At 57.4% G+C, this 22,939-nt stretch carries 18 protein-coding genes; 12 read left to right on the top strand and 6 right to left on the bottom strand.

What is annotated here, in order from left to right; all coding sequences use genetic code 11:
- The first annotated feature begins 219 nt into the window (after nucleotides 1–219).
- From NO366_RS08210 to NO366_RS08220, 3 genes are all read left to right on the top strand, one after another.
- Entirely contained in the window at nucleotides 220–1,149 is a 930-nt protein-coding gene (locus NO366_RS08210; protein WP_256533841.1) for a ferritin family protein, read from the top strand.
- Between the two features lie 160 nt (nucleotides 1,150–1,309).
- A complete protein-coding gene (locus tag NO366_RS08215; RefSeq protein ID WP_256533842.1) occupies nucleotides 1,310–1,936 on the top strand; it encodes a DUF8159 domain-containing protein in 627 nt (208 codons plus the stop codon).
- Between the two features lie 95 nt (nucleotides 1,937–2,031).
- A complete protein-coding gene (locus tag NO366_RS08220; protein ID WP_256533843.1) occupies nucleotides 2,032–3,087 on the top strand; it encodes a Leu/Phe/Val dehydrogenase in 1,056 nt (351 codons plus the stop codon).
- A 497-nt stretch (nucleotides 3,088–3,584) separates the two neighbouring features.
- Here NO366_RS08220 and NO366_RS08225 read toward each other — a convergent pair whose 3' ends face one another.
- Both NO366_RS08225 and NO366_RS08230 read right to left on the bottom strand, forming a co-directional pair.
- Nucleotides 3,585–5,408 carry a formate/nitrite transporter family protein gene (locus NO366_RS08225; protein ID WP_256533844.1) on the bottom strand — a complete coding sequence of 608 codons (1,824 nt, stop codon included), beginning with the start codon at nucleotides 5,406–5,408 and terminating at the stop codon, nucleotides 3,585–3,587.
- A gap of 144 nt (nucleotides 5,409–5,552) precedes the next feature.
- Nucleotides 5,553–6,131 (bottom strand): hypothetical protein, encoded by a 579-nt coding sequence (locus tag NO366_RS08230; protein ID WP_256533845.1) that lies wholly within the window; start codon nucleotides 6,129–6,131, stop codon nucleotides 5,553–5,555.
- Nucleotides 6,132–6,696: 565 nt separating this feature from the next.
- Here NO366_RS08230 and NO366_RS08235 point away from each other — a divergent pair.
- Complete coding sequence (locus NO366_RS08235; RefSeq protein ID WP_256533846.1) at nucleotides 6,697–8,106, top strand: PQQ-dependent sugar dehydrogenase; 1,410 nt, start codon at nucleotides 6,697–6,699, stop codon at nucleotides 8,104–8,106.
- 241 nt (nucleotides 8,107–8,347) lie between these two features.
- On the opposite strand, the gene NO366_RS08240 is transcribed toward NO366_RS08235, so the two are convergent.
- Entirely contained in the window at nucleotides 8,348–8,743 is a 396-nt protein-coding gene (locus NO366_RS08240; protein ID WP_256533847.1) for a hypothetical protein, read from the bottom strand.
- A 473-nt stretch (nucleotides 8,744–9,216) separates the two neighbouring features.
- On the opposite strand from NO366_RS08240, the gene NO366_RS08245 reads away from it, so the two are divergent.
- Complete coding sequence (locus NO366_RS08245) at nucleotides 9,217–10,965, top strand: multicopper oxidase family protein (protein ID WP_256533848.1); 1,749 nt, start codon at nucleotides 9,217–9,219, stop codon at nucleotides 10,963–10,965.
- Between the two features lie 1,382 nt (nucleotides 10,966–12,347).
- Complete coding sequence (locus NO366_RS08250; protein ID WP_256533849.1) at nucleotides 12,348–13,607, top strand: site-specific integrase; 1,260 nt, start codon at nucleotides 12,348–12,350, stop codon at nucleotides 13,605–13,607.
- Between the two features lie 600 nt (nucleotides 13,608–14,207).
- On the opposite strand, the gene NO366_RS08255 is transcribed toward NO366_RS08250, so the two are convergent.
- Nucleotides 14,208–15,563 carry a hypothetical protein gene (locus NO366_RS08255; protein ID WP_256533850.1) on the bottom strand — a complete coding sequence of 452 codons (1,356 nt, stop codon included), beginning with the start codon at nucleotides 15,561–15,563 and terminating at the stop codon, nucleotides 14,208–14,210.
- A gap of 256 nt (nucleotides 15,564–15,819) precedes the next feature.
- Here NO366_RS08255 and NO366_RS08260 point away from each other — a divergent pair, with 256 nt between their 5' ends.
- Nucleotides 15,820–16,359, top strand: coding sequence for a hypothetical protein (locus NO366_RS08260; RefSeq protein ID WP_256533851.1), 540 nt, complete (start codon nucleotides 15,820–15,822; stop codon nucleotides 16,357–16,359).
- Nucleotides 16,360–16,696: 337 nt separating this feature from the next.
- On the opposite strand, the gene NO366_RS08265 is transcribed toward NO366_RS08260, so the two are convergent.
- Both NO366_RS08265 and NO366_RS08270 read right to left on the bottom strand, forming a co-directional pair.
- Nucleotides 16,697–17,038 (bottom strand): winged helix-turn-helix domain-containing protein, encoded by a 342-nt coding sequence (locus NO366_RS08265; protein WP_256533852.1) that lies wholly within the window; start codon nucleotides 17,036–17,038, stop codon nucleotides 16,697–16,699.
- A 183-nt stretch (nucleotides 17,039–17,221) separates the two neighbouring features.
- Nucleotides 17,222–17,476, bottom strand: coding sequence for a hypothetical protein (locus NO366_RS08270; protein WP_256533853.1), 255 nt, complete (start codon nucleotides 17,474–17,476; stop codon nucleotides 17,222–17,224).
- A 298-nt stretch (nucleotides 17,477–17,774) separates the two neighbouring features.
- Here NO366_RS08270 and NO366_RS08275 point away from each other — a divergent pair, with 298 nt between their 5' ends.
- The 5 genes from NO366_RS08275 to NO366_RS08295 all read left to right on the top strand — a co-directional run bounded on the left by NO366_RS08275 (nucleotide 17,775) and on the right by NO366_RS08295 (nucleotide 22,844).
- On the top strand, nucleotides 17,775–18,128 hold the full coding sequence (locus tag NO366_RS08275) for a hypothetical protein (RefSeq protein WP_256533854.1): 354 nt from the start codon (nucleotides 17,775–17,777) through the stop codon (nucleotides 18,126–18,128).
- 277 nt (nucleotides 18,129–18,405) lie between these two features.
- Nucleotides 18,406–20,412 (top strand): N-6 DNA methylase, encoded by a 2,007-nt coding sequence (locus NO366_RS08280; RefSeq protein WP_256533855.1) that lies wholly within the window; start codon nucleotides 18,406–18,408, stop codon nucleotides 20,410–20,412.
- Nucleotides 20,413–20,416: 4 nt separating this feature from the next.
- Nucleotides 20,417–21,199 carry a hypothetical protein gene (locus NO366_RS08285; protein ID WP_256533856.1) on the top strand — a complete coding sequence of 261 codons (783 nt, stop codon included), beginning with the start codon at nucleotides 20,417–20,419 and terminating at the stop codon, nucleotides 21,197–21,199.
- Nucleotides 21,196–21,846 (top strand): HFX_2341 family transcriptional regulator domain-containing protein, encoded by a 651-nt coding sequence (locus NO366_RS08290; protein ID WP_256533857.1) that lies wholly within the window; start codon nucleotides 21,196–21,198, stop codon nucleotides 21,844–21,846. The genes NO366_RS08285 and NO366_RS08290 overlap by 4 nt, the downstream gene beginning before the upstream one ends.
- 380 nt (nucleotides 21,847–22,226) lie before the next feature.
- The gene (locus NO366_RS08295; protein ID WP_256533858.1) at nucleotides 22,227–22,844 is read left to right on the top strand and encodes a tyrosine-type recombinase/integrase; all 618 of its coding nucleotides are present in this window, start codon (nucleotides 22,227–22,229) and stop codon (nucleotides 22,842–22,844) included.
- Nucleotides 22,845–22,939 lie beyond the last annotated feature (95 nt).

Below are 22,939 nucleotides of genomic sequence, written 5' to 3' on the forward strand. Positions count from 1 at the left end.
CGCGATGGGACAGGCGTCGGTACAATGGTGTGTGACCGTCCGACCGTCTCCGGCCGTTTTTCAGCCTGAAGCTCTTCGAGTCGGGATTCCGTCTCGTCCGGTACCCTGACCGAGGCGCTCACATCTCTAGTTGGACTCTCTACTGCGTAAACTACTCTCCTCAGGATGGGTCGGCCTGGGCGTCACCACGATTAATGGTGTGCCCGGCAAAGGTCGCTCATGGAACGTGAGTACAGTCCCACCGAGTTGATGGATCGCGACTCGCGGTCGAACCGGTACTACCGGAACGCGGTCGAGCGCCACTGGGACCCCGCCGAGATCGGTCTGGAGACCGATCTCGAGAACCTGTGCGCCTACGCCGACGACGGCGACGACTTCGACCGGGCTGACCTGGACGCGCTCGTCACCGGCATCGCCAAGTTCGGGGCGGGCGAGGACGCCGTGACTGAGGATCTGGCGCCGCTCGGCGTCGTCCTCGACGATATCGACGACCAGCTGTTCCTCACCACGCAGCTCTACGAAGAGGCGAAGCACGCCGACTTCTTCGATCGGTACTGGCGGACGGTCGTCTGGGGCGTCGAGGACCACCTCGGCTGGGAGCGGACGAGTCCGCGGGCCGAGCGGTGGTTCGACGACGCCTACCTCGAACTGTTCGAGCGGAATCGACGGGCCATGGACCGGCTCCTCGAGGACGATACGCCCGAGAACCGCGCGTTCGCGTACTGTCACTATCACCTCACGGTCGAGGGCATCCTGGCCCAGACCGGCTACTACGGCATGAGTCGCTCCTTCGGCGGCGAGTTCGACGACCTGCCACAGCTTCCCGGCCTCGTAGAGGGGTTCGACCGTATTCGAAGCGACGAGGGGCGTCACGTCGGCTTCGGGATGAATCAGCTCAAGTCGCTCGTCGACGCTGGCCAGATCGCGCCGTCTCTGATCGAGGAGGTCGTCGCCGACCTCCTTCCGCTGGTCCAGAGAATCACCGAAGACGATCGCTTCGCCCCAGAGGGGGACCCCGTCGGGCTCCAGCCGGGCGAACTCGCCACGTACGCGATGGAGAAACACGGACACCGTCTCACGCAGATCGCCGACGCGTCAGCGGACGTTCCCGAGGTCGACGACCTCGTCTCGATCGACAGACCCGATTGATCGGGCGCGTCGCCGGTCGCCGAACGGACGAATCCCTGCGCCTGATTCCGTCCGGTCTCCCGTCGAGTTCGTGCCCAATCGTCACTCGCGTGCCCACCAGTGTCTCAAATCGTACATAAATCGAAATAATTTTGGTAAATTACTCCTATAGCTGGTGAAAATGAATAGACGAACCGTTTTGCAGGTAGTCGGTGCGGCGACGCTCGCGCTCCTCGGGAGTTGCCTCGACCGGGCGGATCGGGGTCGGCAGTATCAGTCGCTGCTCGATCTCGCGACGGGGAACTCGCGCACCGACGGCCCTCGAACGCCGAACGGCGGGTCGCTCGCACCGACCGATTCGGCGGGGGCCGCTGACTCGCCCGACGGCGGGAGTGGCTCGCCCGACGACTCTTCGGACGGTTCCGGCGGTTCGAACGATCGACCGTCGGCTGGCGACCTCGGATTCGACGCGGAGGCGTTCAAGCGGTCGGTACGCAGTGACGACATCGAACGCGGCGACGCGACGGCCGACGGCGGAACGCTCGTCGTCTCGTTCCGCTCGACGGCCGACCACGGCGGGGAACCGACCGATGAGTTGACGCTCGTCCTCGAAGCGCTGAGCGCAGCCGTCGACGATCCCGATGGGTTCGCCCGCTCCGTCGACCGGATCGAACTCGTCGTTTCGTCTCCCGACGGTGCGAGGCGGCGAACGATCGATCTGGATCCCACGTGGGTCCTCGCCCACCGCAGGGGCGATCTCACGATGGCGGCGTACCTCGACCGTCTTCGGGGGAAAGGCGGCCGCTAGGTGGCAATTGTTGCCAGTAGCGAGAAACGGGCGTGTCCCGTCCGTTTCCGGGCGCGTGTCAGTAGTATTTTCACCTAGAACCCGAACGGTTCGATATGGTATTCGACTCGCTCGTCGACGGGGGACACGAGCAGGTATCGTACTTCTCGGACCCGGAGACGGGATTGCAGGCGATCGTCGCGGTCCACAACACGACGCTCGGACCGGGTCTGGGTGGCACGCGGATCCTCGATTACGAGACCGAAGCCGACGCCCTGACCGATGTGTTGCGACTCTCGGGGGCGATGACGAAGAAGGCCGCCGCCGCCGATCTCGACCTCGGCGGGGCGAAGGCGGTCGTCGTCGGCGACCCGGAGGAGATCAAGACCAGGGAGTTGCTGAAAGCCTACGGCCGCGCCGTCGACTGCATGGGCGGGCGCTACATCACGTCGGTCGACGTCAACTCCTCCGTCGCGGACATGGAGGTCGTCGCGACGGAGACCGACCACGTCGTCGGCCGCGAGGACGGCCTCGGCGATCCGTCGCCGATCACGGCGACCGGTGTCCTGTCCGGCCTGAAGGCTGCAGTCACGTACGAGTACGGGACCGATTCGCTCGATGGGGTCGATGTCGTCGTCCAGGGGCTCGGAAAGGTCGGCTCGGCACTCGCGAGCGATCTCGTCGACCGCGGTGCGTCCGTCACCGTCTCCGACGTGGATCAGGACAACGTCGAGCGGTTCGTCGCCGACCACGACGTCGAGGTGGTCGCCCCGGACGACGTCTACGACGAACCCTGCGACGTCTTCGCGCCGTGTGCGATCGGCGGCGTCATCAACGACGAGACGATTCCGCGCCTCGACTGCGATATCGTCGCCGGCGCGGCGAACAACCCGCTCGCTGACCGTCGACACACCGCCGAACTGGCGGACCGCGGCATCTGGTACGCGCCCGACTACGTCATCAACGCCGGCGGACTCATCACCGTCGCCGAGGAGTACCGCGGCGGGACGCGCGACGCCGCGTTCGAGAAGGCTACCGCCATCGGTGACCGCCTCGCCCGGATGATGGAACGGGCAGATGACGAGGGAACGACGGTGCTGGACGCCGCAGACGCGTTCGCCCGCGAGCGAATCGAGAACGCCGACCGGACGACGCCCGCCCGGTTCGACTGATCGACGGTCGGCGGTGCCGAGTGCGTTCCCGGACCGCAAATTGGCGGACTCATTGCTCCCTGGGCGTGCTGTTCGGTAGTGCTGCGGTGACGGCACGCCGAAGTCGACTGCTGGTATTTCGTGCGCCGAGCCGTCGATACTCCCTCTGAGTGACGTACGAGCGGACGTAGTTCCGGCCGAGCGTCGGTCGGTCTTCCTCGTGAAGAGAGAGAGCCCGACGTCAGGATGAAAAACGGGACGGCGAACCGGTCGACTGCGTTCGTCGCGACGTAACCGGCGTTGCCGGCCACGCCCTCGCCGCGAAACACTTCGGCGTGGAGGACGATGAAGCCGATCGCGACGGCCCGGACGACGCCGATACGCGCGATCCGCTCGCTCATTGCCGTGTCACGGTCACAGAAATCCGATACGACGTTCCAGTTCGACCGTCCGTTCCACCGATCGAACCAGCCAGATCGGTCGGGGACCGTTCGTTCTACGAGTGTCCCCGGGACCCGTCACTCACGTCTGTTCTCACGACTACCGGCACCGATCAGTCGTTCGATGAACGTCCGTTCGGAGGGGCGCTCGGCGAGGAGCATCGACCCCTCGACGTCGTCCAGGATCGAGAGGTGCAACGAATCGGTGACGAGGCGGGAGAGCAACCCGCGCTCGCTGGCCCCGATGATGACCATCGCTCGATCGTGAGCCGCATCGCAGATCGCTCGTTCGATGTCACCGGACGCGTCGACGACGAGATTCGGCTCTTCGAGGTCGTAGTCGTCGGCCAGTTTGTGGAGGAATCGCTCGCCTGCCTCGCGTTCTGCCGGCCCGTCGACGACGTGTAGCAGGGTAACCTCGATGTCTGCGGTGGTCTGCAGTATTCCGGCGATCTCGGCGCCGAGATCCGCGTTCGGTCCGCCTGCCGTCGGGAGGAGGATCTCGTCGGGTTCGAGCCCACGATCTCTGACGATCAGGAAGTCGGTCGGCAACTGGTTGGTGAGTTCGTCGAGCGGCCGTTCGGCTCGTGCCGACGACCAGACCGTATCACGGCCCCAGCCCATGAGAACGAGGTCGGGACTCAGCCGGTTTGCCGTGTCGAACACGTCTTCGAAGGACCGGGGCGTGACGACGGTCGACGTCTGGAACTCGACGTCGTGGTGTTCACCCATCGGTTCGAAGGTCTCTAGTTGGCGCTCGGACGCGTCGACGATTCGGTCGTGCTGCTCGGGGTCGCCGTGGAAGGAACCTCGTTCGGGTGCCTGCACGAAGTGGACCACGTGGACGGCACCGGTCTTTCGTGACCCGGCGAGGGTACACGCCAGTTTGACCAGGTCCCGTTCGGTTCGGGGGTTCGAAATCGGGACGAGTACGCGGTAGGAATCCGTGTCCCTGACGATCTCTTCGATCGTGTCCACGACCGGGACGTACGTCCGACCGGCGAGGCCACCGGCGAGCCACTCTCGCACCGAGAGCTTTCTCGCGTCCTCGAACCGACCGGATTCGAGGCGGTGCTCGCTCGTTTGATAATAATTGACGACCGTGAGAAGTACGACGCCGCCGATGGTGTTCCCGAGCAACACCGGGAGTACGAAGTCGGTCATTCCCGGGATGAACGCGATCTGGTCGGTGACTAACATCGCGAAAATGACCTCCGTGAAGGAGACGACGACGTGGAAGAGATTCCCGAGGGGGATCGTCAGGAAGGCGATGTAGATGAGGACGACGCGAGAGATCGTATCGCGGGCCGCGAAGTCGACCCAGACGAGGCCGGCGACGACGAGGCCGGCGAACGCACCCTTGAAGAACAGGTCCCACCGGGCGGTTGCGACCCCGTCTTGGGCGAACGTGACCGCTGCGTCGACCGCTGCCCCCTCGAAGACGCCGCCGTAGGCGAGTACGATGGCGCCGATCGCCCCGCCCGCGAAGTTACCGAGGAGGACGATCAGCCAGTGGCGAAGGAGCGAGGGGACGGATGCCAGCCGCTCCAGCGTCAGCAGGACCGGTGGAAGGGTGTTCTCCGTGTAGAGCTGGTAGCCGCCGATGATGATGTAGATGAATCCGAGCGGGTACAGCAGGACGCGTGCGATCCCGCCGTCGGCCTGTGGGTAGAGCGACGCGTAGACGAGAAACGTAATCGAGATCGCGAGTCCGCCGGCTACGGCGCTGAAGAAGAGTTCGCGCGTTCCAGAGGTGATCTCGTGGTCCGCGTCGGCGATGATCCGCTGGAACAGTTCGTCGGAGGAGAACCGCTCGGGGACGACTTCCCCACTCGTCGGGACGTCTGTCTCCGAGCGCTCGCTGGATTCGCGCGTGTCCGCCGAGCCGTCGGACGCAGGCATTGGCGACCCTTTCGTACCGTGTCCTAAAACCGTTTAGTCTTCGAACCGGTGTGCCACGTACCGCCGGCGACGACGGCCCGTCCTATCGGGTCGCCGACCGATACTGGACGCGAGCGCCGGATCGCGGACGACGGGTGGTCCGGCCTAGCGACGCGACGAATCGGGACTCGATTCGGCGTCACCGTCGTATCGATCGTCGCTCCGCCGGGGCTCGACGTCGATCGTGTCCGCGTACGCCTCTAGATCAGCGTTCGTTCGACGCTGTGATTCGTCGTACGACGCGCCCAGCGCCACGATGAACCCGACGATCGACGTAACGACAGCGATCGAGCCGATAGCCACGACACCGCCCGCGAAGACCGCTCCGGAGAGGACTTGCGCCGAAGTCAGCAGCGAGATGGCGGTGACGGCGGCGACGAGGGCGAGGATGCGACCGAATCGGTACATCCGCCGGTTCGCCCGCTCTGCCCCGTCGACGTCGATCAGTTCGTTCAGGACGCCGTCGTAGTCGGTGGTCGACGCCGACCCCAGCGAGTGTATCGATTGTGAGACCCAGAGGCCGGCGGTGAAGCCGAGCAGTGCGACGAACGCGGCGGCGCCGAACTGGCCGTCGACGAGCAATCCGAGCAACACTGCGTTGGCGAAGGCGATGACCATGAGTCCGTGGACCAGCAGTGATCGGTTGCCGAAATCCTCGAGAACGGACACGTGAGCGAGCTTCATGGGACGCGTTCACGTTTTCGGGCAATACAACTGTCCCAGGCCTGTGCCACTCCGTGATGCGGCCCCGTCGATCGATCGGGTCTGGTGGGGTTCTACTGTAGCTCCGCGTGCCAATTCTCACACCACTCGCACGCGTCCCACGTGGGTTCCGACGGTGGTTCGAGCGAACGTGGTGGTCGGCCATGGGAACCGTCGGGCGAGTCACCACTCAGATGCGATATCGTCGTGCGTCGTCTGCGATACGATATCGCCGGACGTTCGTCACCCTGATCCGCTGCCGTCTGGCGTGTCCATCACTTGACTGTGCCGCGGGACTGCCGACCGAATCCGTGCGTCGGAACTCGGATTCACTCCGTCGACCGTCCGGCGTCTGTCGGGATCGGTCCGTTCTCGGCGGAGCACCGGTGGACGCTCGCACAGCGCCGCGCCACGGGATCGGACGATGCGTCGAGTACAGCGACCATCGGCACCGTGGACCGTCACGGTACGGACACGGTCTCGCGGTCGTGACGTCGTCGAACACCCGAACAGATGTATTTCCGTCTCGCCTGCGTACGTCCATGCCATGGTTTCATCGACCCGCCGACGGTTCCTGGAGGGTGCGACCGTCGGCACGTCGGCCGGTCTCGTCGGTTGCCTGGGATGGTCGGCTCCGGGCCCGGCGGCAGGTGACGCGACGACTTCTCACCTCCCGGCGTCGGTCGGCCTTCGGACGGTCGTCTCCGGTCTGGACGCGCCGATCGCCGTCTCGTTTCTCCCTGATTCGGACCGACGGTACGTCGCAGAGCGCGACGGTCGAGTGCTCCTCCACGGACCGGAGGGGGTCAGGGACGATCCCGTCCTCGACCTCCGCGAGACGACCGATACCGATGGAGAGAAAGGGGTACTCGGCCTCGCGTTGGCTCCCTCGTTCGCGGAGTCGCGACGGTTGTTCGTCCGCTACAGCGGTCCGCTACGGGACGGGATGCCCGACGACTACAGCCACACGTTCGTCCTGTCGGAGTTCCCGGTGACCGACGACGGGACGCGGGCGCGTCGCGACGAGGAGCGGCGTCTTCTGGAGATTCCTGAACCGCGCGACCTCCACAACGGGGGTGACATCGCGTTCGGTCCGGACGGCTATCTCTACGTCACCGTCGGGGATAGCGGTGCGTCCACCGATGCGAGCTGGCACGACCGACGCGGAGGCGCCCCTGGACAGGCGGTTACGGACGACCTGCTCGGGAGCGTCCTTCGCATCGACGTAGACGGGGCGACGGCCGGCGATGTCTCGTCTGACGCCGGAGGTGGATCGGGCGCAGACGGAGCCAGCGACTTCGACGGAAGGGGTGACCGTCACGGTGGAGGCGACCACGCTGATCGGTCGCATGGCCACCGCAGCGGGGACTACGCCATTCCGGAGGACAACCCGCTCGTCGGTCGGGAGGGGTTCGACGAACACTACGCCTGGGGCTTTCGGAATCCGTGGCGCCTCTCGTTCGACGGCGAGGACCTGTACGTCGCCGACGTCGGCCAGGCGAGCTACGAGGAGGTCAACCTCGTCGAGAAGGGTGGCAACTACGGCTGGAACGTGACGGAAGGAACGCACTGTTTCAAGGCGGACGACTACCCGGACGCGACGCCCGAGCGCGTTCGCGGCGGTGAACCCCTCCTCGACCCGATCATCGAGTACCCACACGAAGGCGGGCCGGTGAGCGGCGTCGCGGTCGTGGGCGGCTACGTCTATCGCGGATCCACGATTCCGGAACTGGACGGACACTTCGTCTTCGGCGATTTCATCCCGAAGGGTCGGGTATTCGTCGCCACTCGCCCGGAGGACGGCGAGGGCCTCTGGGAGACCACTGCGATCGACCTCGCGACGCCGGAGAAACTGACGCGAGCCCTCTCGTTCGGCCGTGACGGGGAGGGCGCGGTGTACGTCCTCGGTACCGGTTCCGAGGGCGGCGGCCTCTTTCGTCTGGAGCCAGACGAGTAATCTCGGTCCCGACGGCCGCTCCTGGTAGTTCCGGACGACGTAGATGAGTGCCCCCGGAATCGAGAGCAGGGCGACCACCCAGAACAGCGTCACGCGGTGGCCGAAAACGGTGTATAACTCGTTCAGTGATCCCGTTTCCAGCCCGTACGTGGTGAGCACGACGCCTCCCGCGCCGACGCCGGGCACGCCGCCGAGGGCGCGCTTTAGGTGCTGGAGTCGCGTCTCACCGAGACCCAGCACGCTACCGATCGTCGACGAAAAACGGGTAGCGAGGCCGCCAGCGTGATAGCGACGGCACGCCACTCCCCACGGTGGCGACGACCGGCGCGGCGACCGGGATCGCCGGGAGCGCGATACTCAGCCCGACGATACCGACGCCCATCAGGAGGCTATGCCGGAGCGTGCGGGCGACGACGAGCAGCAATCGCGTCAGCGCGAACCCGAGGACGACGATTCCGGCTTCCAGTACCGATACCTCGATTGGTCCAGCACCGATTCTGATGCCGAGGGTCTCCGTGAACATGCCGGCGACGAGAACGCTCAACCCCGTCGTGACGAGGTACGTACCGCACTTTCCCTTGGGACGGCGCCGTCGTCCGATCACGGCGCCCAGCCCGATACCGAGGCGTGACGGCACTGGGAAAACGGTATCGAGCGGGCGACGTCCCTGAACGGGCACCGACAGCGGGTCACCGGATCGGCGAACACCGGTCGGCCCGTTCGGGCCTCGACGATCGAAGCCGATCGAACGCGATCGGAACCCGGGCCGTATTCCGTGGTGAATCCCTGTCCAGTGCTTTTCGTTTCACGCCCCGTATTCGAGCGGCGTTGAATCGATCGACGCGGACTATTCCACCCTCGAAATCACTTCTGAACGCCTCGAAATCGGTTCTGAACGTCGGCGTCGCTCGTGATCGGCCTCTCTGGGTGCTCGAGACGTCTGCCCATGCACCTGCGCCAGCGCTAATTATTGAAATTCAGGATACAAAAAGATTAATTGAGGATAGAATACACCGTACTAATTGTGATACACGTGAGCGACTCAGCGCGACGACGGGGATACTGCACTGCGGTCGAGAGTGGAATCGACGCCGCCCGGGGGTGGGCGTGATGGGACGATTTTCCAGGCGCCAGTTGCTGCAGCTCGGTGCCGGCGCGTCCATCGCCGGTGCCGTCCCGTCCGCTGCGCTCGGTCGGGGCCCTGACGATGGATCCGTTCAGGATCACGAGGGGCCGGAACTGGACAAGTGGGTCCAGCCGATGCCGCGGCTGGATATTCGTGAACCCGACGGCTGGCTGAACGGTGCTCCCTATCACGAGGTCACACAGCAGCAGTTCACGACGTCCCTTCACCCCGATCTGCCGGAGACGACGCTGTGGGGATACGACGGCCAGTTCCCCGGTCCCATCATCGCCGGCCGCCGCGGCCGCCCGCTCGCGTTCGAGATGGACAACAGCGAGTTGCCCGACGAGCACCTCTTCACGATCGACGAGCGGATCAAGGGGACGACGACCGAGAACTACCCGACGCACGACGGTCCCGTCCCGTCGGTCAGAAACTCGGTCCACTTCCACGGACTAAACGTCCCGTCGTCGGACGACGGGCAGGCCGACATGTGGATCTCGCCCGACGGCGTGACCGGGCCCCGTCGTACCACGGACGTCCAGGTCATGCCGAACGAACAACCGCGTCTGACGACGACGTATCACGATCACACTCGCGGCATCTCGCGGCTCAACAACTACGCGGGGCTCGTCGGGCCGTACTACATCCGCGAGCGAAACGACGCCGAACGCCAGCTCCCACAGGGCGAGTACGACGTCACCCTCGTTCTCGTCGATCGCTCGTTCAACGAGGACGGCTCACTCTACTACCCCAACGAGTTCGTCGCGATGCACGGCGGCGAGAAGGCGCTCGTCAACGGGGCCGTCTGGCCGTACATGGAGGTCGAACCGCGCCGGTACCGGTTCCGACTCCTCAACCCGTCGAACGGCCGCACCTGGGGGTTGCGCCTGCGAAACGACACCGAGGGCGAGAGCGAACTCCCCGAGATGAAACAGTACTCGGCCGGCCACGGCTACCTCGAGGACGTCGTGGGAATCGGACCGTACGGCGACGTCGGTACCCTGCTCGTCTCCCCGTTCGAACGCGCCGAGTTCGTCGTCGACTTCTCGGACTTCGCCGGCCAGACGTTCACGGTCACCAACCACGCCCTCTTCCCGTACCCACACGGCGAACACCACAACCCGAGTTCCGAGGGTAGCCGGACGCCGAATCGCGACCCCGGTACCGAGAGCCCGGCGCCGGATCTCGACGAAGTCATGCAGTTCCGCGTCACCGAGGAGTCCGTCTCCGACCCGTCCACCCCGACGGAGGAGATCGACTTCCCGACCACGCCGCGGCCGGACCCGGAGGAGACGGTTACCGAACGCGAGGTGACGATGCAGATGGAGATGATAGACGACGGGACCATGGTCCACCGACTCAACGGTCGCGCCACCTTCGATCCGATCGAGTTCGAACCCGAACTCGACACCACCGAGACGTGGATCATCAAGAACGACTCGCTGATGTCGCACCCGCTGCACCTGCACCTGGTCCGATTCTGGGTCGAAGGCAAGAAGGACCTCGGCAGACCCGAGTACAACGACCCGCGACCGGCCGAACGTAGCGAGAAGGACACCGTGATGATACTGCCGGGCAAGGAGTACAAACTCACCGTCGACTTCGGCGACTATCCGGGTATCTTCCCGTTCCACTGCCACAACTTGGAACACGAGGACCACGAGATGATGCGCCCGATGGAGGTCGTCGAGACCGAGGCGTCACTGCACGAGGACGAGTCGGCCGAGGAGTGAGCGACACGTCGCGTGACCGCAGCAACGCACTCGACCGATCCGTAGACGTCACGGCCACCGAGATCGAGACCTTCACCGTCAGGGAACCGTCCGTCGAGGATGTCTTCGTCAAACACACCGAAGCCCAGAAGCGGTGCGCTCGATTCATCCACTCCGTGGGGTCTTTCGACGAATCGAATCGCATCCACAGTGATCGTTCGCTCACCGTCGATGCAATTCTCTGGAGTGGTCTGGTCGACAGCTCAACTGGTTCGACACCACTCGTCGTCGAGGATCGTTCGTTTCGACGGTGCTTTGAACGATACTAACCGAGCCAGCCCTAATTCATACGTATACTGATCATCGTCGTACAGACGATGCTGCTAGAACGTGACGACAGTGTGGACGGTGAAAGCGTAGGGCGAGATACGGTGTTCTGTACGTAGTATGTCTTCAGGAAAGTCAAAGGGCGTAGACGAGATTTTCTGTCGGTCCTGTGGAGAACCTATCAAGAAGCGAGCGGAACTGTGCCCCCACTGTGGCGTTCGAAACGAGCACGGAGGTGGCTCGTCTCCGCGTGGGGCAGTATCGAGTCCACCGTCGACACCTCACGACCCATCGCAGTACGAGACGACCGTCTCTGAAACGTGGTGGTACGGAGTGGCTGGTGGAACTGCGTTGTGGGTATTCGTTTTTATTTTGGCCGCCGCGGTGGGTGATAGTCTGGGCGCGTTCGGTGGATTCTTGATCTTCGTCGCCTGGATAGGGTTACCAGCCGCCGCATACTTCGATATGCAATATATACGTGCGAACGGGAAGTGGAATCCAAATACCGTTCTCTGGATCATCCTGCTCGCACTGTGGTTGGTTAACATCGTTGCCGGCGCAGTGTACCTCTACCGCCGACACGAGGTGCTTGGCCAACCGTAGACGAGTCTCTATAGCGTCGGGGGGTACCTCCTTCGGTGGCACGACTGTTCCGTACGCCACAACGGAGACACATCGGTCAGCACTCGTGGGTCCGGCAACGAGCGGTACGCCGTATTGGGTTTATATTCCACACACACACACACACTTCATCTATCGCTCGTTGTAGAACACGGACCTGACGGGGTGTCCGCCGACCAGTTGTCTTCGCACGCAGTGAATTCTAATCGCGGGGGCCGTACCCGCTCGCGGTACTCTCCCGACCGGTAGAGATGGGGCTTCCCGGATGTGAACCACGCCGAGACGTTCCTGCTCGGCCTTCGGCCTGCGCGGGCTGCGACTCGTCTACTTCAAATCCGATCGAGAGCATGTTTGTGACGAACGGCTCGCTCCGCTCGCCGTTTTGTTCGTCACAAACATGCCGCCTCCCGGATATATACCAAGAGTTCAAATGCCTACCGATTCTAAATTAGAGTATGCCAAGGTTGCCACCCAAGATCGAAACACTCCACACCCGGATTGAGAGTTCGGAGACACTGTCACCAGAGGATAAAGACGCCCTCCTCAAATTCTCCTCAGAGCTCGGGGTTCACAACTACTCCGAAGGTCGGTGGACAAAGCTCCTCCAGCACTGCACGATGATGGCTGGTGATTCGTCCAAATACTCCTCAGATGAACTACCTGAGCCAGATTTAGTAGACATCATCGGAGATTCGGAGACGGAGAAAGACGCCGCGAAGAAATACGTCAGTTGGATCAACGCGACCTACGATAGTGAAGAATCGAAGCGTGACCATCGAGTCGCGCTTCGAGTGTTTGGTGGGCACCTATCAGCAGGGGATTACGAGGAAGAGAAACCATCGAGCGTCGAGTGGATCTCAGCCGACCTCCCTAGAGACTACGATCCAAAACCAGACCCGACGAAGATGTGGTGGTGGGACGACCACATAGTTCCCGTTCTGAACAACGCTAAGTACGCACGCAATAAGGCGGCGGTCGCTGTAGACTGGGATGCTGGCCCACGATCGGGGGAGTTCCGTGGGCTCACTGTCGGTGACGTTAGTGATCACAAGTACGGGATGGAGATCACCGTGGATGGGAAGCAGGGCCGCCGCTCGGTTGTACTTATCTCATCAGTTCCATACCTCAAACGCTGGTTAGAGGTTCATCCGCGGGGTAACGAGCCTGACGCGCCGCTTTGGTCGGACTTGGATACTGGGCGGGAGGTGAGTTACAACATGAAGTTGAAGATGCTCCGGGCACCCGTCAAACGAGCCGTCGATAATGGCGATCTCAGGAAACCGTCGAAGATGGAATTCACTCGGATGCGGAAGTCTTCCGCCAGTTATCTCGCGCGAAAGAACGTGTCACAGAACCATATTGAGAACCATCACGGGTGGGTCAAAAATAGCGATGAAGCTCGACGATACATCGATGTGTTCCGAGAGGACACTGCTCGTGAAGTTGCCCGAGCGCACGGTGTAGATGTTTCGGAGGATGAAATCGAGTCGATCGGACCAGTACAGTGTCCTCGATGTCAACGCGAAACACCCAGGGGCGAAGTCCAGTGTATGTGGTGTGGTCAGGCGTTGAGTCAAAAAGGTGTCGAGAGGCTCGAAGAACGGAGAGAACGCCTGTTCGACTCTGCCCTTGAAGCAGAAGGCGACATGAAAGAACGTGTCAAGAGCATCCAAAGCGAGATCGAAGAGCTCCGTTCACTAGGACTTGAAATATAATAATATATTAATTCAATGTAATCATTTACTTCAGGAACCAATTCTGTTCGCGCTTGTATCACAACCCTGGTATGAATCTCCGTCTGTTCGTTTTCGATGTGCAGTCTCTCACAAACGAACTAATTCAGTAAATCTAGAATCGGCATACGGCGGTGGGGTAATATTTCATGAGATTTCGATAGTTAACTGACTCACCTAAATTCGATAGATGGCATTTCCGGCTATGATTTCGGAGGGTCCACAAGCCACCAAACTTCCATGGTAAGGGAACTGGTAGTATGGCGTGGCCAGACTACTGAAGCTAAGATAGGTTACCCTGGTTTCGGACCAACGAGAATCATAGTGTTTCATAGCGCGAGGACGGTATCGGGATCGTTGACGTTATTCAATAAGTCAGGTCTCATGGGTCGAGATACCAAGCACCTCAGATCAACCGGCGTCGAAATCAAACCCTCTCAGATGACATGAAGCGTGCCGAACGCGATATCGTTTCTGATCAGATCACTCGATGAAACACGTCTACTACTGAGGCTCTCTCAAGAGATTTTCAGATATCAGCAACCAATGCGAGTGAGTATGCTTACGTCTCCATCAGAGAAACTACGCGTGGGTGTCGTAATCCTGAATCTTGGACTGTCCGTCGAGTTGTGACTCTTGATCCAATTCGGCTCGGAGCTCAGCAGGTATTTCATCGAGATCGAGAACGTCACCGAAATATTGTCGCCCGAGTTCCCGAACGTGATTCCGGTTCTCGACGTTATCGAGATAGTTCTTTTCGTCAACGCCGGGAGTTTTCGTCCCACCCTCTTCTGACACGAATTTGATCTGATCTCGGTTTTCGTGTAGTGCTCTCTTATATAGTGTCTTCCAGAATTGCCGAAAATTCTGGATGGTCGGGAATGATCCATCGTCTAATCGAATATCGGCGATCTTACATAACTCCTCCAGCCAATTGTTCAAGGTGGAAGCTCGTCGGGACCCAGAGGAAGATTGGGGACTGGGGATTAGTTTTCCATTCCCACCAGTCGACTCGATGTAGTCAACGTAGAGTTCAAGCAACCTAGCACCAGTCATTATCGGGACTTTGTCGGGTCCTTCGTTCCGTCTCAGATTCTTTCGCTCGTCGAACTGGACGTAGGGATCATCACCGAAGTGAAGCTGCGTTCTAACATCGAGTTTTTCGACCTCACTTGACCGAGGGCCGACGGCGATTAAAAAGACGAGGAGCACCTTCATCCAGAGCCGCCATTGATCCAAATCGTAGTCCCTCACAGGACAATCCCTAATGGCATTTAACGTATTCCACAGAGCCTTCAGTTGTGCTTCAGTTACAGGCTGCGGCTCATTTTCACTCCGATACCACTCAAACTCATCTAATGCTTCTGTGACCGGATTGAGATTGATGGGGTATCTATTTTTCACTATATTATAGTATTCTTCGAAGTAGAAAGGATAATTCCCCATCGTGCTGTCTGCCAGATTACGATCCATGTACTCGATGATGGTGATCGTATGCTGAATATTCTCCACGCGTTCCTTCTCAGAATTGTAGACACCAAGGTCTAGTAACTCTATACCGAGACCTTCCTCTCTGATCGCCTCGTACACTTTGTTCATCACCGACCTAACGGAATCAATGGTTTTCTCGCTCCACCCTCGTCGATCCTGAGCACTATTGACGTAGTATTCAAGAGACTGAATGGTTTCTTCATCATTGGTGGGCCATTTCCCCGTATTGCGAACACCAAACCCCTGTTCTCGAAGAAATTCGAGAAGAGTCTGGCCGTACAATTCTTTGGACTTGTTGTTCAGACCTTCCGCAGAATACCGGGTGTGCGCGGTAATGTACTCCCAGGAGGGCTCGTGGTCGCGCGGTAGTCCATCTAACTGAAATTGCTCGTGAAGGACCGCCGGCAACTGTTCTTCGAGTGTTTTCTGGTCGATACGTGATCTCATTCTGAGCAGTCACCTCGTGCTCGATCCAATTCTTCTAAAATGCGTTCGGCGTCGTAGGCGAACGGGAGATCACTCGCTGCGAGTGCCTCCAAATCATCTCGTAAGTCCTCTGCCGTGTCGATGGCCGACTGGTATGGGTCGGTCGCCTCAGAACTCATGCCGATCCCGGACACCTCTGTTTGGCCAGTTGTAGCTCAATATCATATCGGTTCTAATTTTGAGTGTATAGCAGTTTGAATCACTGTAAGTTAAAACCTTGGAGCCACAAGAGAAGGATAACAATATGCCGAACAACTCTGACGATGAAAGGGAGACTATTGGTAATTTAGAGGAAAGTAGCAACTCGGGCTCTGTATACCCTGATGATGGCGATATGAGCGTAGACGATACGTCATATGCAGAGCCAGATGAAATCCCTGAGAGAGAACTCGATACCGCGAAAATCAGCGACTTCTTCGAAAAGAAAGGGGCTGTCGAAATCCTCGCTCACCTCGCTGACGGCCCCAAGCGATTCAATGAGATCGATGGTGCCCTCGTAGTAAGTCATGGGACAGTTTCCAGTCGTCTCACTGAGGGTGCCAGAATTGGCCTCTGGAAGGAGTATTTCTACTACCCCGACGACGGTGGGAAAATCAAACTGTATCAACTCAACACTGAAGCGGAAGAATTTGCCGAGCTAGCGCAAAAAGAAGACATTGTCGAAACAATGAAACGCAAACGCCAAGCCACCCAACAACATGACCAGGCAGTCTCGAACTTTCAGGAGGAGATCGCATCAGGCGACTCCGAGGAGTAGTTCACCAGTCTGCTGGGTCTACAGTGCAAAGGATCACTTCCTACATCACTCCGTTCTACCTTACCTAGCAATTGGCAGACGAGATCGTCCCGCCCTCAATTGGTCGGATCTCACCATTGGTCCCTCCTTGTGGGAAACTAAGTGTACTCCTTGATTCTTGTCTCTATGGACTCACACGTCGGTGTTGATTGGGCAAGCGGATCATGGGTCGTTGTCTTGCTTTCACTTTTCACAGCGAGGTGGTGTCAAGTCAGGGCTCGCATTCGTAGACGGGGCCGAAAGAGGGGCCTGTTGTCTGAGGAAGTTGCCATGCAAGATGCGCGGCCCTTGATTACGATTACTGGTCGTTTGCAGCGGGTGTCCCTGTTGCATTGAGTGCGGAATTGAGCTCGAAAAGCTCCTGCACGACTGGACTATCGGCAACTCGGTATCGGGTTGGTGATGTCTCTGGAACTTCCTCGATTAATTCGACGTCGATGAGCACAGGTAGATGTGAAGTGATCGTCTCTTGGGCGAGGCCGGCGTGCTCTGCGAACTCGTCAACGTCGAATTCGCGCGACGGAGGATAGTCGAGTAACGCGTCAATGAGGAGCGGGACGTTGTCGTGCTGGAAGAGGTAGAGGATCCCGCTGGGGTGCTGGTACCGAATGTTTGCCTTATCTCCGGGGTCTTCGACCATTGTTCTGAAGATATGTTGCCTGCGTGATTAAAGTTACTAGTGTAGTAACACTAATTCGCGTGTTGCTGGACCAGTGTCAGGCCATCTGTAGCTGGCCTCTGGGGACATACAATCGGAACCAAACCCTCACTCTTCTAAAGCAGGTCCACTCCTCTATCACGTTTCCTCTACTTCCGATCAAGATTATATTCTGCGCAAGATCCGCTTTTTCTGCTCTTCGAACTCTGATCTCGTGAGTATGTTATCGTCTTTCAACCCTTCGAGCTCTCGTAGCAACTCCAAGGTTGAGTGGGCGTTGGACCGATCGAACGTCTGACTGCCTTGTTCCTCCCTGCTTCCGGTATCGTCGAGGGCAACGATATTCTCCTTCTCAGGCTCTTGGCCGATTGGGAGTATGTGTTTACGGGAGTGTGAGGAGTAGTCTTCTTTCGAGCACATTGGTAGCCACCGTTCACAGCTCAGGCAGAGTCGTCTGTAGGCGTTCCCAGGTCGGCAACTTTGCTCGATTCGCTTATCGAGTACCGGGACCACGTTCGTCAGATTACAGTATCGGCACTGGTCTTGCATACTAATCGAACCGAATGAAGCTCGGACCGCGGCCAGATCAATGTATTGTCGTGGGGGATGACTTTCGGAGAGGTTGGATCACTACGGCCGTCGAAGCCGAAAATCGATACAGAGATCCCCTGCCGAGTTGCGCACAGATTTTTATCACGATGTTCCGATTGGTGCGCACATGGACGACGGAACGAAACCCACCGAAGAATACGACGATACGGTCTCCGTCCGTTTACTCCCCGAGAGTGGCGGTACGGAAGACATTCCGTGTTCTTCGTACACAGAGGCGATCCGGGTCGTGAGAGCAGAGCAAGAGGCGGTCCCAGCCGCTAAAATCGTCGATCGGGACGGTGAAGTGGTGTTCACATCTGCCGATATGGATATCGACGATTGGGAAGTCGAGTGGAAACAGGCAAAACGCCGGCTGTCGGTTGATGTCGAAGTGTACGATTGCCCCTACGACAGTGTCGCCTGTTTCGCCGACGATCTTTGTGTCCAGTGTAAGATGGACAAAGTCCAGAATCAGTACTGACAGTGTGAGTGGGGCTAAGCCAGAATGGCGGTGATAGTCCGTCAATTATCGTCGTCCAACAGACCTATTGGCGTAATTCTGAGATCAAGCATCTCGGGGGACATATCACAACCAGAGTTCGAGGAAGCTAGCTTCCTGCCTCACTAGCGTCTCATGATATTGTTTATATTAGCCTCGAACCACCAATAGCCCAAGCAGTTGTCAAAGCTGAAAGTCAAAACCGATATTTGATTGTCCGGGAGAAAGTATTAGTTCCCCTCCCTCGCAGTCAAAGTTAGTGAACGAAGCCGAATTCACCGACGAGGTTAGACAGAAACTTGCTGACCTCTATGGTTCCGAGCGTATTGGTGTGGGTCATTCACTCGCAAATACGAGACTCAGACCTGATTTAATCATTTACGAAACTCCAGAGAGGGGTAGTATTTTTATAGTTGTTGAGGTGAAAATAGGGAACGAGAGCAACGAACGTTTCCGGAGCGGGCGCCAGCAACTGATTGAGTATCTTCAGAACACCGAGGCACAGTATGGAGCTGTGCTGACGCCCACTATTGATCATATTTTCAGTTATGGGTCTTCTGACGAAGAACCAACAATTCTCTCTTCATTTCCTGGCACGCAGGCCAACAACGGAAGCCGGCCGCTGGACTCCGCAGTCGAAGCTAGATTCTTACTACGTCAGCTATTGGATGACCTCGAAGTTCACGACCCATACAACTATGGATCCGAACTGAAATCCGACATATTTTTAGCGCTTCTTTATCAGTTGATCGCCGAAAGAGAGGGGATCCAAATTGACGTTTCCAGCGAACTTGAAGACCAATTAGAGGAACTTCAGAATCCCCTCAAATCATATTTCACGACGCTAGAAGACATCGACATTGCACCGAGTGATATAGAGACAATCAGAGCAACAATCAATTACTTCGGGAGTTTCGAACTTTCCCAGACTTCCGCAGATGTGGCGTCTGGCTTTTTTGACGAGCTCGTAGGACGGACAGAGCTTGGGCCTGAACAACTTTCGCGGAAAGTCGCTCGCCCAATGGTTGATTTCGCAGAGGTTGAATCAAATGATCGAGTACTTGACCCCGCTAGCGGTTTCGGAGTTCTCTGCCGTGAAGCCGCTAGTCGAGGAGCGAGTGTTACCGGTGTAGAAATTAGCGAGAGTGCGACGATAGTCGCTGTTTTCCTCAACGAACTTGGAAAGCAGAGTAGTTCTGTGGAGACTGTCTGTGCTGACTTCTTTGATTGGAGCTCAAACGACCAAACAGCATCCGATTCTAGCCAAACGCGATTGGGGTCCCATGGTTCAGGTTCTAACTCAGATAATACTGGTAGTTCTGGTGGGAGTGAATTGTTTGAGCATATCGTACTGAATCCGCCAATTGGTGACCGGATTTCTGCTGACCGTATTCCTGAACTCCACAGTTCAAGAAGTCGAATTCGGATTGAAGAGGGATTTATTGCGCGCGCATTATCGCTGCTTAAAGAGGGCGGCACACTAGTCGCTCTGGTTCCCGAATACATTCTTGCAGGGGATCAATCAAGAAATCTCCGAAATTATCTTCTTCACCAAGCCACAGTAGAAGCCATCATCACGTTTGGTGGAGGTGTTTTCTCTGATGTCAGCTTTAGGGGGGCTGTTATTCGAATCCGTAAATCACGGTCTCCGTCACATCAAGCGATTGCTACGGTGGATGTCTCTTCCGATTCAGACCAAAATGGACCAAATGACATCTCTACTGCAATCAAGATGGTTGATGATGATCGTGCCGACGTCATCCAAATTAACCCCCAAGAGATTCGGACACTTCTCCCGTCTCAAATACAGGGTGAACGAGATGTTCTGGATGAGCTATACAGTCAGTACGACGCAGTCACCAAGTTGGAGGAGGTCGCGGCTATTGAGTCCGGGACAACGAGAGAGCCAGAGCAAAATGACACCGGCCTTCCATATCTTGACACAACCCGTGAGGTCGACATCGGGGATTTATCTCTCCGATCACCCGATGACGTATCCACGGTTGCTACCCCAACAGACGTTCTAATATCGGTCAAAGGCGGAGATACTAATGTCCGTCGAGTTGAACGCGACGTCATTCCCTCCTCAAGGTGGGCTGTAGTCAAGTTTGATTCTGACCAGCGGGCTGGCCAGTATCAGTCATTTTTCGAATCTGAACTGGGGAATAAAATCCTAGAGGCAAATCGAACCGGGAGCGCGATTAGGTATATTACAATAAGTGCATTGCGCGATCTTCCCGTACCGGATTTCTCTACGGGGGTGTGAACAGATGGTGTTCGACACTTACACACCGAGTCAATTACTCGATGAACAAATCGAAGACACCCAGGAAGTCGCAGAGACGATTATCATCGATGAATTGGAGGAGGGGCCAATCCGGGAAGACTTTGAGAATGCTTTCGCGTCTGCAGTAGAACTAACCCATGCTTCAACTAGTAATAATTCTGTGGGCCAAGCACTATATTCGAATATAAAACAAATAATAGGTGCGAGTATTCGGCATCAAGGATTCTATGATATGTTGGAATACGAACTTGACCAACATAATGACAACGTTGTCAATCTTGTCAGGTGGTTCCGATTGTACGCGAGTGTCTATCTAGAGGAACGGATCAAATTTGAGCAAGAGTTCGTCCTACATCCATTTAAGAAGTACCGTGATGATCAAGAACATCCTGGGGAAGAAGGCCCAACAGCCACACCAGGCCAACCCGATCCTCTGCTCACTAGCATGCTGAATTTAATTTGGAAAGTGATAGAACAGATTTTGGATTTGTGGCTGCGGATCCTAGAAATGGGTGAGTTCCAGAAATTAGCTAAAGAGGGAGAATTGCTTGGTGAGGAAGACTATGATGTCGGGTTTGTTGATGTGATCCATGATGACCAAAAAGAGGGTAGGATTAAGACCTACTCACAGGCGGAGCTCGGATACCGGACGAAGTTCAAGGCACCTCTGGATTTCTTCCCCTCGGAAGGGGACATCGTTAAAGTATACCCCTCTGAGAATCCGCGCAATGAGCCGGCTGACGGTGTCCAGCTGTACGATCCATGAGTGTACATATTGTTCCTCATGGACGGGCAACAGAGCATATCCACCGGGGTCTCCGAGCATTTGGAAGTGTTGAAACGATATACCTTCTCACAAGTGACGCCTTCCTAAGTACAGGAGAGGAACTGTCGTCGGATCTTGATCAGTTCGGTTATGAGGTCCATCGGCGAACAATTGATGCCTTTGACCTTCGTGATGTAGTAGATACAATTGTGAACATCGCAAAGGAGAATCCGGGCAAAGAGATGTACATCAATATAACGGGAGGTACCAATCTCGTTGCTGGAGGCTCGACGTCGTCTGCCTTCTTTATCGGTGCCACACCATACTATGTACTGGAACCCCAGAATGGCGAAGAATCTATTGATGATCTCGTGATGCGGCTTCCAACGCCAAAACAACCCCTCACCTTTGAGATTGACGGACTCCAACGAGAGGTGTTGACAATTGTTGGTCGGTGGGATCAACAAGGCCGTACGGGAGTAATTTACCGGGATATCGGGGAGGAACTTGGGGAAACCCCTCAAAAAATCAGCTACCACGTTAATCGACTGGTTGACCATGGACTCCTTGAAACAGAAAATGAAGGTCGCAGCAAACAGGTATACTTGACAGATATGGGGAGATTATATCTTTCTTGGACAGCTTGACCTGTCTATTCCATACTAATCACCAATACGTCCGGGATTGTGCCTGCTGGCAATAGGACTCCAGTAACTTTACACCGAGTGCTATACCACCGCCGACACTTGTTTCGATTGGCCCTGCAATCTCGACAGAGAACGTTTTAACGAGCGTGATCGACTCCAAGGGTCCAACAGAAAGCAGAGTGTCGAACACCATAGTCCACAGTTCTTCACAGAAGTAAATGAGGGCGCTTCCTAATAGAAAATTTTCACCTTTTCCCTCCATCTACCAATTCTTCTTCGAAGGATTGGTTGGCTATAGGTTTGAACTTTGGAGTCTATTTGTGGACTCCAAAGTTAAGGTGGTCGAGGTCTATATCTGTATATAAAGAGGCTACCTCGAAATGGGTAATTCTGCAAACTCCAAAGTTCGTGCGAAAGTATGGGTGACACCCGACCAAGTTGAGGCACTCCGATCAATATGCTACGTGACTGGCGCGGAATACCTCCAACAGCGCAACGAGGCGATCATCGCGTTCATGTACGATACTGGGCTCCGCGTTGGAGAATTGGTTCAGGTTGACAAGACATTGCTTCGGAACGGAAACTCGGAACTCTATCTCCCGACAGACATCCAGAAGGATTACCCGAACGAAAACTCGCCTCCACCAGTGACCCTCTCTCTATCGAAGGACTCGGCGCGATTGCTTTCGGCATATCTCAACTCCCGATGGAAAGACCCGCACGCACTCTATCCGTCTCGATCCTCAGATCGAATTTCTGAACAGGGCGTTCGAAATATGCTTCACAAAATCGCAGAGGAAGCAGAGGTTCGTCCATACAAGATTGATGGCACCCGAGGTAACGCCACTGACGTGACGCCGCACGCACTCCGACATGGCGTTGCCTACAGAATGATGAACGAAGAAGACGAAAACACGCTCTACGACGTCCGAAATAGATTACGTCACCGAAGTATTCAGACCACTGAACGGATCTACGACCATATGCTGAAGGTCTGACTTAGACCAGGGAAGGTAGGAGTATGTTTGCAATCTCTCAGGGTTTTCGATTGGAACGATTCACTCGAATATGAAGCCACGCAAAGTGGAGATCC

Origin of the sequence: Halovivax cerinus (assembly GCF_024498195.1) — an archaeon.
Taxonomy (GTDB): Archaea; Halobacteriota; Halobacteria; order Halobacteriales; family Natrialbaceae; genus Halovivax; species Halovivax cerinus.

What these genes read in the sequence shown, in the direction of transcription:
- NO366_RS08220 (WP_256533843.1), top strand. Translation starts at nt 2,032, where the DNA reads ATGGTATTCGACTCGCTCGTCGACGGGGGACACGAGCAGGTATCGTAC.
- NO366_RS08265 (WP_256533852.1), bottom strand. Translation starts at nt 17,038, where the DNA reads ATGGTCGAAGACCCCGGAGATAAGGCAAACATTCGGTACCAGCACCCC.
- NO366_RS08295 (WP_256533858.1), top strand. Translation starts at nt 22,227, where the DNA reads ATGGGTAATTCTGCAAACTCCAAAGTTCGTGCGAAAGTATGGGTGACA.
- NO366_RS08245 (WP_256533848.1), top strand. Translation starts at nt 9,217, where the DNA reads ATGGGACGATTTTCCAGGCGCCAGTTGCTGCAGCTCGGTGCCGGCGCG.
- NO366_RS08210 (WP_256533841.1), top strand. Translation starts at nt 220, where the DNA reads ATGGAACGTGAGTACAGTCCCACCGAGTTGATGGATCGCGACTCGCGG.
- NO366_RS08215 (WP_256533842.1), top strand. Translation starts at nt 1,310, where the DNA reads ATGAATAGACGAACCGTTTTGCAGGTAGTCGGTGCGGCGACGCTCGCG.
- NO366_RS08230 (WP_256533845.1), bottom strand. Translation starts at nt 6,131, where the DNA reads ATGAAGCTCGCTCACGTGTCCGTTCTCGAGGATTTCGGCAACCGATCA.
- NO366_RS08275 (WP_256533854.1), top strand. Translation starts at nt 17,775, where the DNA reads ATGGACGACGGAACGAAACCCACCGAAGAATACGACGATACGGTCTCC.
- NO366_RS08255 (WP_256533850.1), bottom strand. Translation starts at nt 15,563, where the DNA reads ATGAGATCACGTATCGACCAGAAAACACTCGAAGAACAGTTGCCGGCG.
- NO366_RS08270 (WP_256533853.1), bottom strand. Translation starts at nt 17,476, where the DNA reads ATGTGCTCGAAAGAAGACTACTCCTCACACTCCCGTAAACACATACTC.
- NO366_RS08290 (WP_256533857.1), top strand. Translation starts at nt 21,196, where the DNA reads ATGAGTGTACATATTGTTCCTCATGGACGGGCAACAGAGCATATCCAC.
- NO366_RS08235 (WP_256533846.1), top strand. Translation starts at nt 6,697, where the DNA reads ATGGTTTCATCGACCCGCCGACGGTTCCTGGAGGGTGCGACCGTCGGC.
- NO366_RS08225 (WP_256533844.1), bottom strand. Translation starts at nt 5,408, where the DNA reads ATGCCTGCGTCCGACGGCTCGGCGGACACGCGCGAATCCAGCGAGCGC.
- NO366_RS08285 (WP_256533856.1), top strand. Translation starts at nt 20,417, where the DNA reads ATGGTGTTCGACACTTACACACCGAGTCAATTACTCGATGAACAAATC.
- NO366_RS08250 (WP_256533849.1), top strand. Translation starts at nt 12,348, where the DNA reads ATGCCAAGGTTGCCACCCAAGATCGAAACACTCCACACCCGGATTGAG.